10 protein-coding genes and 1 riboswitch are annotated in these 14,086 nt (G+C 67.0%); of the genes, 5 read left to right on the top strand and 5 right to left on the bottom strand.

The window, feature by feature from the left end:
• The first annotated feature begins 72 nt into the window (after positions 1 to 72).
• Positions 73 to 690, top strand: a complete 618-nt coding sequence (locus AC0Z6F_RS06005) for an energy transducer TonB (protein WP_258015322.1) — start codon at positions 73 to 75, stop codon at positions 688 to 690.
• Positions 691 to 760: 70 nt separating this feature from the next.
• Here AC0Z6F_RS06005 and AC0Z6F_RS06000 read toward each other — a convergent pair whose 3' ends face one another.
• From AC0Z6F_RS06000 to ahcY, 3 genes are all read right to left on the bottom strand, one after another.
• A complete protein-coding gene (locus AC0Z6F_RS06000; RefSeq protein ID WP_004144020.1) occupies positions 761 to 1,246 on the bottom strand; it encodes a hypothetical protein in 486 nt (161 codons plus the stop codon).
• On the bottom strand, positions 1,246 to 1,719 hold the full coding sequence (ybaK, locus tag AC0Z6F_RS05995; RefSeq protein WP_180889792.1) for a Cys-tRNA(Pro) deacylase: 474 nt from the start codon (positions 1,717 to 1,719) through the stop codon (positions 1,246 to 1,248). The genes AC0Z6F_RS06000 and ybaK overlap by 1 nt, the downstream gene beginning before the upstream one ends.
• A gap of 249 nt (positions 1,720 to 1,968) precedes the next feature.
• The gene (gene ahcY, locus AC0Z6F_RS05990; protein ID WP_012510067.1) at positions 1,969 to 3,414 is read right to left on the bottom strand and encodes an adenosylhomocysteinase; all 1,446 of its coding nucleotides are present in this window, start codon (positions 3,412 to 3,414) and stop codon (positions 1,969 to 1,971) included.
• 36 nt (positions 3,415 to 3,450) lie between these two features.
• A riboswitch (S-adenosyl-L-homocysteine riboswitch) is annotated at positions 3,451 to 3,533 on the bottom strand.
• Positions 3,534 to 3,653: 120 nt separating this feature from the next.
• On the opposite strand from ahcY, the gene AC0Z6F_RS05985 reads away from it, so the two are divergent.
• Both AC0Z6F_RS05985 and ppc read left to right on the top strand, forming a co-directional pair.
• Positions 3,654 to 6,176 (top strand): S9 family peptidase, encoded by a 2,523-nt coding sequence (locus tag AC0Z6F_RS05985; protein WP_004144050.1) that lies wholly within the window; start codon positions 3,654 to 3,656, stop codon positions 6,174 to 6,176.
• 172 nt (positions 6,177 to 6,348) lie between these two features.
• Positions 6,349 to 9,060 (top strand): phosphoenolpyruvate carboxylase, encoded by a 2,712-nt coding sequence (gene ppc, locus AC0Z6F_RS05980; protein WP_012510068.1) that lies wholly within the window; start codon positions 6,349 to 6,351, stop codon positions 9,058 to 9,060.
• A gap of 116 nt (positions 9,061 to 9,176) precedes the next feature.
• Here the strand turns inward: ppc and AC0Z6F_RS05975 are convergent, their stop codons facing one another.
• Positions 9,177 to 9,683 carry an acyl-CoA thioesterase gene (locus AC0Z6F_RS05975; protein WP_100434053.1) on the bottom strand — a complete coding sequence of 169 codons (507 nt, stop codon included), beginning with the start codon at positions 9,681 to 9,683 and terminating at the stop codon, positions 9,177 to 9,179.
• Positions 9,684 to 9,866: 183 nt separating this feature from the next.
• Positions 9,867 to 11,078, bottom strand: coding sequence for a methionine adenosyltransferase (gene metK, locus AC0Z6F_RS05970; protein WP_012510070.1), 1,212 nt, complete (start codon positions 11,076 to 11,078; stop codon positions 9,867 to 9,869).
• Between the two features lie 333 nt (positions 11,079 to 11,411).
• Between metK and olsF the strand changes: the two genes are divergently transcribed.
• Positions 11,412 to 13,127: a bifunctional ornithine lipid synthase OlsF gene (gene olsF, locus AC0Z6F_RS05965; protein ID WP_012510071.1), complete on the top strand. Its 1,716-nt coding sequence runs from the start codon at positions 11,412 to 11,414 to the stop codon at positions 13,125 to 13,127.
• Positions 13,124 to 13,924: a UDP-2,3-diacylglucosamine diphosphatase gene (locus AC0Z6F_RS05960; protein ID WP_012510072.1), complete on the top strand. Its 801-nt coding sequence runs from the start codon at positions 13,124 to 13,126 to the stop codon at positions 13,922 to 13,924. Before olsF ends, AC0Z6F_RS05960 begins: the two co-directional genes overlap by 4 nt.
• The last annotated feature ends 162 nt before the right edge of the window (positions 13,925 to 14,086 follow it).

The raw sequence follows: 14,086 nt of genomic DNA, 5'->3' as shown, positions 1-14,086 counted from the left end.
CGCCATGCCCAGCTGATCTATGATCGGGCCAGACCAACGCACGGAGGGCGGAGCATGGCTAGCTGGGCAAGGATGATCCTGATGGTGCTGGCTGGCCTGCTGCCGGCCATCACAGCACCGGCGGCAGCGCCGGTTGCAGAGACGGCCTGTTCGCCTTTGGCGGCGGTTCCGGGGCTGCGCGACAGGGGCGTGACCGCGTTGTCGATGCGGCCCGAGGGCGGTCGTTGCGTGGTCGAGGTGACCGCAGCCGACGGCAAGGCGCTGCTTCGGCAGCAGCAGATGCTGAGTGTATTGGCGCAGCACGCCTGTGCAGCGCCTGCGGAGGTGACTGTGGACGGCGCGCAGATGTCCCTAACGTTGCGCCTGCCGAAGCATTGCGCGGCGCGCGGCGCTCGGGACCTGTTCGCGGGCGAGGGCATCCCGTGGATGCAGCCGCGCGGCGTATCGCCGCGCTACCCACCAGAGGCCATGCAACAGGGACTTTCCGGACGCAGCCAGCTGAAGGCGCTGATCGATGCACAAGGAGCCGTTGCCGCGGTGATCGTGGAGACCTCCAGCGGCTACGCGCTGCTGGATGAAGCGGCGGTGGAAGAACTGCGCGGCTGGCGTTTCGTCCGCGCCGACGCGAAGAGCACGGTGCCGGAGTTGACCATCGTGCGCGTGCCGATGCGCTACGAATTGGTGGAGTGATGGCAATCCACGCACGGCGTGAATCTGCGCGCTGCCGCAGTAGCGCCACCCCATGCGTGGCTGCATCCCGTCAGGCGGCCATCCACTCCCACCAAGGGTAGTGATACTCGCGGTCGATGGCCTGCCAGTGCCGGCCACACTGTGCGCAGGCAACCGCGTGGCACTCGCCCCAGCCACCTTCGGCTTCGCCCACCGAAAGCAGCCGCATCTGCCCCTGTTCAAGCAGGCGACGGGGATCGAAGAACGGGTAGCCGGGATTGAGCGCACACAGGCAACCCTCGCGCGCACGCCAGTAGCGCAACCGTTTCAGTGCGGCTTTCAGGTGCGCCTGATTGCTGATCAGCATGCCACCGAGCGCGATGCCCTGGCAGCGCTGTTCGATCAGGTCCGCGTGCGTGGCCAGTGCTTCCAGCGAGGACGGGCTGAACAGCCGTGCGACCGTGCGAGCAGCATCGGTGATGCGCGCGCCGTCGCGCGACAACAGGTCCTGCAGCACTACATCGGCCTGTGCATCCTCAAGCCGGGGCAGTGGTGCGGCAGACCACGGCCAGCGCATCAGCGCGCCTTGCCGATGGCAGCGAAGTGGCCGGCGGTCAGGCGCAGCAGATCGGCCGGTGCCAGTTCTACCTCCAGTCCGCGTCGCCCGGCGCTGACATGCAGCGTGGGCAGTGCCTGCGCACTGGCATCCAGGAAGGTGCGCAGGCGCTTCTTCTGCCCGAGCGGGCTGATGCCACCGACCAGGTAGCCGGTCGCGCGCTGTGCAGAATCAGCGGCGGCCATCTCGCACTTCTTGCAGCCGGCCGCTTCGGCCAGCGCCTTCAGGTCGAGCTGGCCGGCCACAGGCACGATCGCCACCAGCAGTTCGTGGGTTTCAGTGCTGGCCAGCAGGGTCTTGAACACCTGGGCCGGGTCGAGGCCGAGCTTCTCGACGGCTTCGCCCCCATACGATTCGGCGTGGGCGTCGTGCACGTAGCTGCGCACGGTGTGGGCGATCTTCTCGCGCTTGAGCAGGTTGATGGCCGGAGTCATGGGGGAATCGTAGCGTGGCGTGGAGGCGTTGCCTTGACCGAGGCTATTGCCGCCATCCGGTAGCGCCGGGCCATGCCCGGCGGCGTGGAGATCAAATCGCCGGCGCGCTCGCCGTGCATGGCCCGGCGCTACCGGCATATCCAACGCAGAACGGGCGCCCGAAGGCGCCCGTTCTTTCTGCTTCCGTTGCTGGGGTCGTTGCTGGGGTCAGAGCCCTTTCCTTTGGAAAGGGATCCGACCCCGGCACGATCAGTAGCGGTAATGGTCCGGCTTGAACGGGCCTTCCACCGGCACGCCGATGTAGTCGGCCTGTTCCTGGCTCAGGGTGGTCAGCTTCACGCCGATCTTTTCCAGGTGCAGACGCGCCACTTCCTCGTCCAGCTTCTTCGGCAGCAGGTACACCTTGTTCTCGTAGCTGTCCTTGTTGGCCCACAGGTCGATCTGGGCCAGGGTCTGGTTGGCGAACGAGTTGGACATCACGAAGCTCGGGTGGCCGGTGGCGCAGCCCAGGTTGACCAGGCGGCCTTCGGCCAGCAGGAAGATCGCATTGCCGTTCGGGAAGATGTACTTGTCCACCTGCGGCTTGATGTTGACGTGCTGCACGCCCTTGAAGCCCACCAGCGCATCGACCTGGATCTCGTTGTCGAAGTGGCCGATGTTGCAGACGATGGCCTGGTCCTTCATCGCGCTCAGGTGCTCGATGCGGATGATGTCCTTGTTGCCGGTGGTGGTGACGTACAGGTCGGCACGGCCCAGGGTCGATTCGATGGTGTTGACTTCATAGCCTTCCATCGCCGCCTGCAGGGCGCAGATCGGGTCGATCTCGGTGACGATCACGCGCGCGCCGTAGGCACGCAGCGACGCGGCGCAGCCCTTGCCGACGTCACCGTAGCCGCAGACCACGGCCACCTTGCCGGCCAGCATCACGTCCATCGCGCGCTTCAGGCCGTCGGCCAGCGACTCGCGGCAGCCGTACAGGTTGTCGAACTTGCTCTTGGTGACCGAGTCGTTGACGTTGATCGCCGGGATCAGCAGGATGCCGGCCTGGGCCAGCTGGTACAGGCGGTGCACGCCGGTGGTGGTCTCTTCGGAGACGCCCTTCCAGTCCTTGACCACGCGGCCCCAGTAACCCGGGCGCTCGGTGGCGACGCGCTTGAGCAGGTTCTTGATGACCTGCTCTTCGTGCGATGCAGCCGGCTCGTTGACCCAGGTGCTGCCGTTTTCCAGTTCGTAGCCCTTGTGGATCAGCAGTGTGACGTCACCGCCGTCATCGACCACCAGCTCCGGACCGGTCAGGGTGCCGTCGGCCAAGGTGAAGGTCAGCGCGTCCAGGGTGCAGTCCCAGTACTCTTCCAGCGACTCGCCCTTCCAGGCGAACACCGGGGTGCCGGTAGCAGCGATGGCGGCAGCAGCGTGGTCCTGGGTGGAGAAGATGTTGCACGAGGCCCAGCGCACGTCGGCGCCGATGTCCTTCAGGGTCTCGATCAGCACCGCGGTCTGGATGGTCATGTGCAGCGAACCGGTCACGCGCACGCCCTTCAGCGGCAGGCTGGCGGCGTGCTTGCGGCGGATCGACATCAGGCCCGGCATCTCGTGCTCGGCGATGTCCAGTTCCTTGCGGCCCCAGTCGGCCAGGGTGATGTCGCGGATCTTGTAATCGCCTTCGGTGGAGAAGGTCTTGGCAACAGCATTCATGCAATAGCTCCGGTTGTGGACGAGCGGATGCTCGCTTCTGGCCGGGCGCCGTTGTTGCAGTACCACCTGGCCGAGCCTGGCCGGCCTCAAGGGATCCGGTCGCAGCGCCCCTCGGCAGGGGAGGACGGCCATTATATCGCGCCTCCGGTGTGACACGCCGATGACCCAACCATCGGCAGGTGGGCCGGCAGGCATGGCCTGTTAAGGTCGTTGTTTTCACGCATCACACAGGTGGAACGATGAGCATGCACCCGCGCCGCAACCGGCGCTTGACCGGCCTGGTCCTGTCGATGGCACTGCTGGCGGTGGCTCCGCTGGCGCTGGCCGCTGCGCCGAAGGCCGCTCAGGGCCAGACGCAGGCCCAGGGCGCCACCGGCTACGAGCTGCCCTCGGCGGCGCTGCAGGCGGTGGTGGACGCGCCGCGCGCGCCCTCGCTGTACCTGTCGCCACGCCGCGATGTCGCCGCGATGATGCAGATGCCGTCGCTGCCGTCGATCCAGGTGGTGGCGCAGCCGGAACTGAAGCTGGCCGGCCTGCGCATCAACCCGCGCACCTTCTCCGACAGCCGCTTCAGCTTCGGCGAGAAGCTGTGGCTGATGAACGTGGCCGACGGCAAGGAACGGCAAATCAGCGGCCTGCCGGCCAAGCTGTCGATCGCCAGCGTGATGTGGTCGCCGGACCAGAAGTGGCTGGCCTTCAACCAGGTCGACGCCGCCAGCGGCGCCAATGAGCTGTGGCTGGTGGACGTGGCCGGCGGCAGCGCCCGTCGTCTGGTCGCCGGCCTGAACACGGTGATCGGCAGTGGCTACCAGTGGCTGCCGGACAGCCGCGGCCTGGTGGTGTTCACGCGTCCGGCCAACCTTGGTGCGGCCCCGGCCGCCGATGGCATCCCGACCGGTCCGGCCGTGCAGCAGACCAGCCAGGGTGGCGGCGTGGTGTCGATCCGCACCTACCAGGATCTGCTGAAGAACGAGGCCGACGCGCGCCAGTTCGATTACTACGCGACCACCCAGCCGATGGAAGTCAGCCTGGATGGCAGTACCCGCGCGATTGGCACGGCCGGCATCTTCATGGGCTTCGCGGTGTCGCCGGATGGCCGCTTCGTGCTGCGCCAGCCGGTGCAGCGCCCGTACTCGTACGTGGTGCCGGTAAGCAGCTTCCCGCGCCGCATTGAAGTGATCGACCGTGCCAGCGGCAAGCTGGTGCACACCGTGGCTGTGCGTCCGCTGGTGGAAGGCCTGCCGACCGGCAACGATGCCGAAGTGACCGGCGTACGCGATATCAGCTGGCGAGGTGATGCCGATGCCACCCTGGTCTGGGCCGAGGCGCAGGACGGTGGTGACCCGAACAGGGACGCCAAGGTGCGTGACGCGGTGCTGATGCAGGCCGCGCCGTTCGACACGCCGCCGGTCACGTTGGCCCAGCTCGGCAGCCGCCTGGCCGGCATCAGCTGGGGCCGTGGCGACCTGGCCCTGCTGACCGAATCGTGGTGGAAGACGCGCAAGACCAAGACCTGGCTGATCGCCCCGGACAATGCCAGCGCCGAGCCGCGCCTGTTGTGGGATCGTGACGCGCAGGACCGTTATTCCGATCCGGGCCGGCCGCTGTTGTCCAGCGACGACCGCGGCCGCTCGCTGCTGCAGACCAGCGCCGATGGCAGCAGCCTGTATCTGGCCGGTGCCGGTGCATCGCCGGAAGGCGATCGTCCGTTCGTGGACCGCTTCGATGTCGCTACGGGCAAGGCCACCCGCCTGTTCCACTCGCAGGCGCCGAGCTACGCGCTGCCGGTGGCGCTGCTGGACAACCAGGCCAGCTCGCTGCTGCTGAGCCGCGAGAGCCCGGACGAGCCGGCCAACTTCTACGTGCAGTCGCTGTCTGACGCTGGTGCTGCGCCGCGTGCGTTGACCCACTTTGCGCATCCTCTGCCGCAGCTGAAGGGCGTGCAGAAGGAGCAGATCCGCTACAAGCGCAAGGACGGTGTGGATCTGACCGCGACCCTGCTGCTGCCGCCGGGCTACGACCCCAAGCGCGACGGTCCGCGCCCGCTGCTGATGTGGGCCTACCCGGGTGAGTTCAAGAGCGCGGCCGCGGCCAGCCAGGTCACCGATTCGCCGTACCGCTTCAATGCGGTCAGCTACTGGGGCCCGCAGGCGTTCCTGGCCAAGGGTTATGTGGTGCTGGCCAGCCCGTCGATGCCGATCATCGGCGAGGGCGACAAGGAGCCGAACGACACCTACATCGAACAGTTGGTGGCCAACGCGCAGGCAGCGGTGGATGAAGTCGTGCGTCGTGGCGTGACCGATCGCGATCACATCGCCATCGGTGGCCATTCCTATGGTGCGTTCATGACTGCCAACCTGTTGGCGCACACGCGCCTGTTCAAGGCCGGCATCGCCCGCAGCGGCGCCTACAACCGCACGCTCACCCCGTTCGGCTTCCAGGCCGAAGAGCGCAACTACTGGCAGGCGCAGGACGTCTACCAGAAGATGGCGCCGTTCAATTACGCCGACAAGATCAAGGATCCGATCCTCTTCATCCACGGTGTGGACGACAACAACTCCGGTACGTTCCCGATCCAGAGCGAGCGCATGTTCGCTGCGGTGAAGGGCCTGGGTGGCACCGCGCGCCTGGTGATGCTGCCGAACGAATCGCATGCCTACCGCGCACGCGAGTCGATCATGACCATGCTGGCCGAGAGCGAGCGTTGGCTGGAGCAGACCATCGGCCCGGCCGATCAGGGCAAGGCGAAGAAGAAGCGCTGACGTGACCCGGTAGTGCCGGTCGCTGGCCGGCAACCTCATGGACTCACGCGGCCTGAGGTTGCCGGCCAGCGGCCGGCACTACCAGATGAAACCATTTTTGCATCGCAGCACGATGCCCGTTCTGGTTTAGGCTTGGGGTCTGGATCCGTTGACCGAGGCCTGTGCGTCGCCGATGAACGAGTACCGCAGCAGCATCGAATTCGCTTCTCCCGATCTTCCGCTTCGCGATGATGTGCGCCGCCTTGGCGCGCTGGTCGGCGACCTGCTGGTTGAACAGGTATCCGCCGCGTTCCTCGACGATGTCGAGGACGTGCGCACCCGCGCCATCGCCCGCCGCGAGAACCAGGCGCCGCTGTCCGAGCTGGCCGATGGCCTGGCCGGGCGCGCGCCGCAACAGGCCGAGACCATGGTGCGGGCCTTCAGCACCTACTTCCAGGTGGTCAACATCGCCGAGCGCGTGCATCGCATCCGCCGTCGCCGTGACTACCAGCGCGCCGGTACCGCAGGTGCGCAGCCCGATGGCCTGCAGGATGCCCTGCAGCATCTGAAGGCGCAGGGCGTGGGCCTGGACGAGCTGGCGCAGTGGTTGCCACGCATCGACATCGAACCGGTGTTCACCGCACACCCGACCGAAGCGGTACGCCGCGCGCTGCTTGAAAAAGAGCAGCTGATGGTGGCCAGCCTGGTCGACAACCTCGACGGCCAGCGCACGCCGGGCGAAGCCGCTGCCGATGCTGCGCGCTTCCGCATGGCGCTGACTGCCTCATGGCAGACCACCGATTCCTCGCCGGTGCGGCCCACCGTCGATGACGAACGCGAGCACGTCGGCTTCTATCTGGTGCAGGTGCTCTACCGGGTGATTCCGGTGCTGTACGAATCGCTGCAGCAGGCGTTGCGCGATACCTATGGCGAAGAACTGCCATTGCCGCGACTGCTGCGCTTCGGCACCTGGGTGGGCGGCGACATGGATGGCAATCCGAACGTGGATGCCACCACCATCCGCAACACGCTGGATGCGCAGCGGCAGGCGGTACTGGGGCGTTACCAGAAGGAACTGTTGCAGCTGGCCAGCCTGCTCAGCCAGTCCACCGAGCGGGTGGGCGTGAGCAATGCGCTGCAGGCGCGCGTAGCGCATTACCAGCAGTTGCTGCCGCAGGTGCAGTCGCGCCCGCGCCATGCCGACATGCCGTACCGGTTGCTCAACGACCGCATGCGCGCGCGCCTGCAGGCCACGCTGGATGATGGTGCAGGCGCTTACGCTGGTCCGGACGAACTGATCGACGACCTGCAGCTGATCCTCGACAGCCTGCGCGCCAATCGTGGCGAACATGCTGGCGGTTTCGCGGTGCAGCGCCTGCTGTGGCGGGTGAAAACGTTCGGCTTCCATCTTGCGCGGTTGGACGTGCGCCAGGAATCGAGCGTGCACGCGCGCGCGTTGGCCGCGGTGCTGGGTGGCGACGCTGCGTGGGAGGGCCTGGATGTGTTGGGTCGCGCGCGCCTGCTGGCGCCGCATGCCGGTGGCGAGGTGCCTTTGCCGAAGGGCGAGGACGAAGGCAACCAGCGTTTGGATGCGGTGTTCGCGGCGTTGGCCGATGCACGTGCGCGCCATGGTGGTGATGCACTGGGCAGCTACATCATCTCGATGGCACACGACCGCAGCGACGTGCTGGCGGTGCTGGCACTGGCGCGCCGTGGTGGTCTGGTGGATGACAACGACGCGGTACCGCTGGATATCGCGCCCTTGTTCGAGACGGTCGATGACCTCAAGCGTGGCACCGCGACCCTGCGCGACCTGCTGGCCGACCCGGTGTACCGTGCGCATCTGCGTGCACGCGACGACGTGCAGATGGTGATGCTCGGTTATTCGGACAGCAGCAAGGACGGCGGCATCGCTGCATCGCGCTGGGGCCTGCAGCGTGCGCAGGTGGAACTGCTGGAGGTGGCCGCCGAGGCTGGCATCCGCCTGACCTTCTTCCATGGCCGTGGCGGTTCGATCAGCCGTGGTGGCGGCAAGACTACGCACGCGGTGGATGCTTCGCCGCGCGGCAGCATCGATGGCCGCTTGCGGGTGACCGAGCAGGGCGAGGTGATCCACCGCAAGTACGGCATCCGTGCATTGGCCCTGCGCTCGCTGGAACAGGCCACGGGTGCCGTGCTGCGCGCCAGCCTGCGCCCGCGTGCAGTGGAGCCGCGCGAGGATGACTGGCGACCGGTGATGGATGTGGTTGCTGGCTCCAGCAGCGAGGTGTACCGCGCCTTCGTCGGCCAGTCTGGTTTCATGGACTACTTCCGCACGGCGACCCCGATCGATGTGATCGAGCGGATGACGCTGGGGTCGCGGCCGTCGCGCCGGCTCGGCCAAGACGCGGCGTTGGGCAATCTGCGCGCGATTCCGTGGGTGTTCGCCTGGAGCCAGGCGCGTGCCGTCATTCCCGGCTGGTACGGCGTGGGCAGCGGCCTGCAGGCGGCGGTGGATGCTGGCCACGAACAGACGCTACGCGAGATGGCGCGTGACTGGCCGTTCTTCCGTACCTTCCTGGATGACATCGCGATGGTGCTGTCCAAGGGCGATATCACCATTGCCGAGCAGTTCTCGAAACTGTCCGGCGAGCTGCACGGGCGCTTCTTCCCGCAGGTGCAACGTGAGCTTGAACTCACCCGGCATTGGTTGCTGGCGCTGATGGGCCAGCGGACGCTGCTCGACCACGATGCGCGGCTGTCGCTTTCGATCCGCCTGCGCAATCCCTACGTTGATCCGATCAGCGTGCTGCAGGTGGACCTGCTGCAGCGCTGGCGGGCCAGCGGGGGCGAGGATGACGACCTGCTGCGCGCGCTGGTGGCCTGCGTGAACGGTGTTTCGCAGGGTGTTCAGAACACCGGTTGATCTGCATCCGCCGGGCATGGCCCGGCGAATTCGAAATGGTAGTGCCGGCCGCTGGCCGGCAACCTCATGATGTCTGGCAGCACGCGCGAGGTTGCCGGCCAGCGGCCGGCACTACCTCACTCTTCAGGCGACGGCGGGTTCGACGCCAGCAGTTCCAGATGGCGCTGTTCCATTTCCTGGCGCAGCTGGCGGCGGATCAATGCGGCTGCCTGGCGGCGCTTCTCGTCCGACGTGACCGGCTGCAATGACGGCACCGGTGTCGGCCGGCCTTCCTCATCCACGGCCACCATGGTGAAGAAACAGCTGTTGGCATGGCGCACGCTGCGCTTCAGGATGTCCTCGGCCACCACCTTGACGCCGATCTCCATCGACGAGGTGCCGGTATGGTTCACCGAGGCCAGGAAGGTGACCAGTTCGCCCACCGCGATCGGCTGGCGGAACATCACCTGGTCCACCGACAGGGTGACCACGTAGCGGCCGGCGTAGCGGCTGGCGCAGGCGTAGGCGACCTGGTCGAGCAGGCGCAGGATGGCGCCGCCGTGGACCTTGCCGGAGAAATTGGCCATCTCCGGCGACATCAGCACGGTCATGGACAGCTGGTGGGTTTTCAGTTCGGTCGACATGGCCAGATTGTATCGGCAACCGGGTAGTGCCGGCCGCTGGCCGGCAACCACGCGATTGTTTCCGAAGGCCATGAAAAAGCCGGCCAGCGGCCGGCTCTACCAGAAAAGAGAAGGGCCGCTTGCGCGGCCCTTCTTCAGGGACAGCCGACTAACAGTCGGCTCTACAGCGGCCCTTCGTGTTTCTTACTTCAGCTTCGCATCGGCGCGCAGGGCGGCGGCGCGGTCGGTCTTCTCCCAGGAGAAGGCCGTGGCGTTGACGGTCTCGCCTTCGCCGTTGAGGTAGCTGAACTCCTTCGGCTTGCGGCCGAAGTGGCCGTAGGCCGCGGTCTGCTGGTACATCGGGTGCACCAGGTCCAGCATCTTGATGATGCCGTACGGGCGCAGATCGAAGTGCTTGCGGATCAGCTTCTCGATCTTGTCGTCGCTGATCTTGCCGGTGCCGAAGGTGGTGACCGAGATCGAGGTCGGCTCAGCCACGCCGATGGCGTAGGAGACCTGCACTTCGCAACGGTCGGCCAGGCCGGCGGCAACCACGTTCTTGGCCACGTAGCGGGCCGCGTAGGCCGCCGAACGGTCGACCTTGGACGGGTCCTTGCCGGAGAACGCGCCACCACCGTGACGGGCCCAGCCGCCGTAGGTGTCGACGATGATCTTGCGGCCGGTCAGGCCGCAGTCGCCCACCGGGCCGCCGATCTCGAACTTGCCGGTCGGGTTGATGTGGAACTTGGTGCCCTTGTGCAGCCACTTGGCCGGCAGCACCGGCTTGATGATCTCTTCGCGGACAGCCTCGATGAGGTCCTTCTGCTTGATGCCCGGGGCGTGCTGGGTCGACAGGACCACCGCGTCGATGGCCGAGACCACGCCGTTTTCATAGCGCAGGGTGACCTGGCTCTTGGCGTCCGGGCGCAGCCACGACAGCGGCGAGTTCTTCTTCTTGCGGATCTTGGCCTGCTGCTCGACCAGGCGGTGCGACAGGTGGATCGCGGCCGGCATGTAGCTGTCGGTCTCGTTGGTGGCATAGCCGAACATCAGGCCCTGGTCGCCAGCGCCCATTTCTTCCGGCTTCTTGCGATCCACGCCCTGGGCGATGTGCGGGGACTGCTTGCCGATCAGGTTCAGCACGCCGCAGGTGGCGCCGTCGAAGCCGACGTCGGAGCTGTCATAGCCGATGTCCACGATGACCTTGCGGGTCAGCGCTTCCAGGTCGATCCAGGCGCTGGTGGTGATTTCACCGGCCACGATGGCAACGCCGGTCTTGACCATGGTCTCGCAGGCCACGCGGGCGCGCTGGTCCTGGGTCAGGATCGCGTCCAGCACCGCATCGGAGATCTGGTCGGCAACCTTGTCCGGATGGCCTTCGGAGACCGACTCGGAGGTGAAGAGGTAGCTGGACATCAGGCTTAATATCCTTTGATTCGGATGGAAAGATGGGCGCGAATGATACACGGGGTGCGCCGCCTGTGCATTGTGAACCTGTACCGGTTGCCGGTGGTTAAGCCCATGTAGGCCCGCCGGGCCCGCTGCAGCGGGATTGAGGCCCAGCCTCGACGCCCAGTGTTCCACCAGCGTGACAACGGCGCGGGTCCTGCCTGGCCCCGGCCGCGCAGTCCGCGACCCCGCCCCGGGGCATCCGGCCGTCATCGTTCTGCCCCGAAACCGCCATCTGGTTGCCGCCTGCCGGGCGCAGGCTGTCGGCCAATCCGGCCGCCGGGCACGAGCGAACACGCCATGCAGGAACTCGAACAGCGTCTCCAGCAACGCTTCCCCGATTGGTTCCATGGCCGTCGTGGCCAACTGGCCCGGCCCTTGCTGCGCAGCGTCGGACGCTGGTCGCGCCTGGACCAGATCGAAGCCTTCCTGCAGCGCAGTGCAGGATTGCGCGGATTCGGCTTCGTCGCCGCCGGCCTGGAGTTCATCGACGGCCAGTACCAGGTGGATCCAGCCGCGCTGGCGAAGATTCCCGCCACCGGCCGCCTGCTGATCGTCGCCAATCACCCCTCCGGAGCGCTGGACGCGCTGGCCCTGCTGGACGCGGTCGGCCGCATCCGCCGCGACGTGCGGATCGTGGCCAACGACCTGTTGGGGGCGATCGCGCCACTGCAGGACCTGCTGCTGCCGGTGCGCATCCTCGGTGGCAAGGCCCAGCGCGGCAGTCTGCATGCGGTCGAAGAGGCGCTGGCCGCCGAGCAATGCGTCATCGTGTTCCCGGCCGGTGAGGTCTCGCGGTTGTCGCTGCGCGGCATCCGTGATGGCCGCTGGCAGCGCGGTTTCGTCCGCTTCGCCCGTGCCGCCGGTGCGCCGGTGCTGCCGGTGCGGGTGGAAGCGCGCAACTCGGCGCTGTTCTACGGCGCCTCGACCCTGTTCAAGCCGGCCGGCACCGCACTGTTGGCGCGCGAGATGTTCACCCGTCGTGGGCGCCCGCTGCGCCTGTGCATCGGCGAGCCGATGCAGCTGGGCAAGGGCGGTGACCCCGGCGCACAGCTGCTCGCGGTGCGTCGCGCGCTGTACGCGCTGGGCCGCAATGGCACGACCGCCGATGCCGCGGCTCATGGCGGCCCCGAGCCGCTGGCCGCGCCGGTCCCGCCCTCGCAGGTCGCCGCGGGTATCGCGGCCGCCACCCAGCTGGGCCAGACCGCCGACGGCAAGCAGATCCTGCTGGCGACCTGTACGGCCGATTCTCCGCTGCTGCTGGAACTGGGCCGTCTGCGCGAGCTGACCTTCCGCCGGGTCGGTGAGGGCACCGGCCGCAGCCGCGACCTGGACGCCTTCGATCCGCAGTACGAGCACATCGTGATCTGGGACGCGGCCGCGCAGCGCATCGCCGGCGCCTACCGCATCATGCGCGGTGCCCACGCGCTGGCCCGGCACGGCCTGTCTGGGCTCTACAGCGCATCGCTTTTCCGCTATTCCGACGACGCCATCACCCACATCGCCGAGGGCCTGGAACTGGGCCGCAGCTTCGTGGTGCCCGACTACTGGGGCAGCCGCAGCCTGGACTACCTGTGGCAGGGCATCGGTGCCTACCTGCAATGCCGGCCGGGTATCCGCTACCTGTTCGGCGCAGTGTCGATCAGCGCAGCACTGCCGCGTGATGCGCGCGAGCAGCTGGTGGCGTACTACCAGCGCTACTACAGCGGTACCGCCGGCCTGGCCGAATCGAACCGCCCCTTCCAGTACTTCGCCGCGCCGCCGAGTTTCGGCGAGCTGGATGCAGGTGCCGCGTTCGATGTGCTCAAGGCCAACCTGGCCGCACTGGGTACCGGCGTGCCGACGCTGTACCGCCAGTACACCGATCTGTGCGAACCCGGTGGCGCCCGTTTCCTTGCCTTCGGTGTCGACCCGGACTTCAGTGATTCGATCGACGGCCTGATTGAAGTGGACCTGTGTGCGATACGGCCCAACAAGCGCAAACGCTACCTGCGCGACGCGGGGACGCCGGCATGAGCGCGCTGGCGAACCTGTCGCCGCACCGGCGCGCAGTGTTCGTCTCCGACGTGCACCTGGGGTCACGTCACTGCCATGCCACTGAGCTGGCGCGGTTCCTCTCGCAGCTGCGCTGCGAACGGTTGTACCTGGTGGGCGACATCATCGACCTGTGGTGGATGGCGCATCGCCGCGCCAACTGGCGGCAGTCGCACAGTGAAGTCATCCAGGCCCTGCACGCGTTGCGCCGTGCCGGGACCGAGATCATCTACATTCCCGGCAATCACGACGCATCGTTGCGCCACGTATGTGGGCTGATGCTGCCGGCCATGCAGGTGCGCCGTCGCGCCATCCATGTGACCGCCGATGGCCGTCGCCTGCTGGTCGCGCACGGCGACGACTACGACGGTGTGACCCACTTCGGTGGCCTGCAGGAAAAGTTCGGCGACTGGTTGTACTACCGCATCCTCACCGGCAACCAGGCGCTGAACGCGGTGCGACGCCGGCTGGGGATGCGCTACTGGTCACTGTCGGAGTTCCTGAAGAAGCGCAGTGGTGCGGCCGAGCGCTATATCGAGCGCTTCGTGCAGGCCGGGCTGGACGACGTGCGCCGGCGCGGCCTGGATGGCATCGTCTGCGGCCACATCCACCGCGCTGCCTTGATTGAACGCGATGGCCTGGTCTATGCCAACGACGGCGACTGGGTGGAGAGCCTGACCGCACTGGCCGAAGACCATGATGGCGCGCTGCGCCTGCTCGACCACAACGGGCAGACCCTGGTGGAGCTGCCAGGGGCGCGTATCAAGCAGGCCGCCTGACCCGCTCTTGTAGAGTCGAGCCATGCTCGACTATCGCGCGCAGCGCAGAATGTGTGGTCCCCTTGTAGAGTCGAGCCATGCTCGACTGCCGTATGCGACGGGGTCGGACCGAAAAACAGTCGAGCATGGCTCGACTCTACAAAAAAGGCGCGAGCGGCACTC

Source organism: Stenotrophomonas sp. 1L-E-5-B-C3, assembly GCF_057292075.1.
This window is presented reverse-complemented; position numbering and strand designations above follow the sequence as displayed.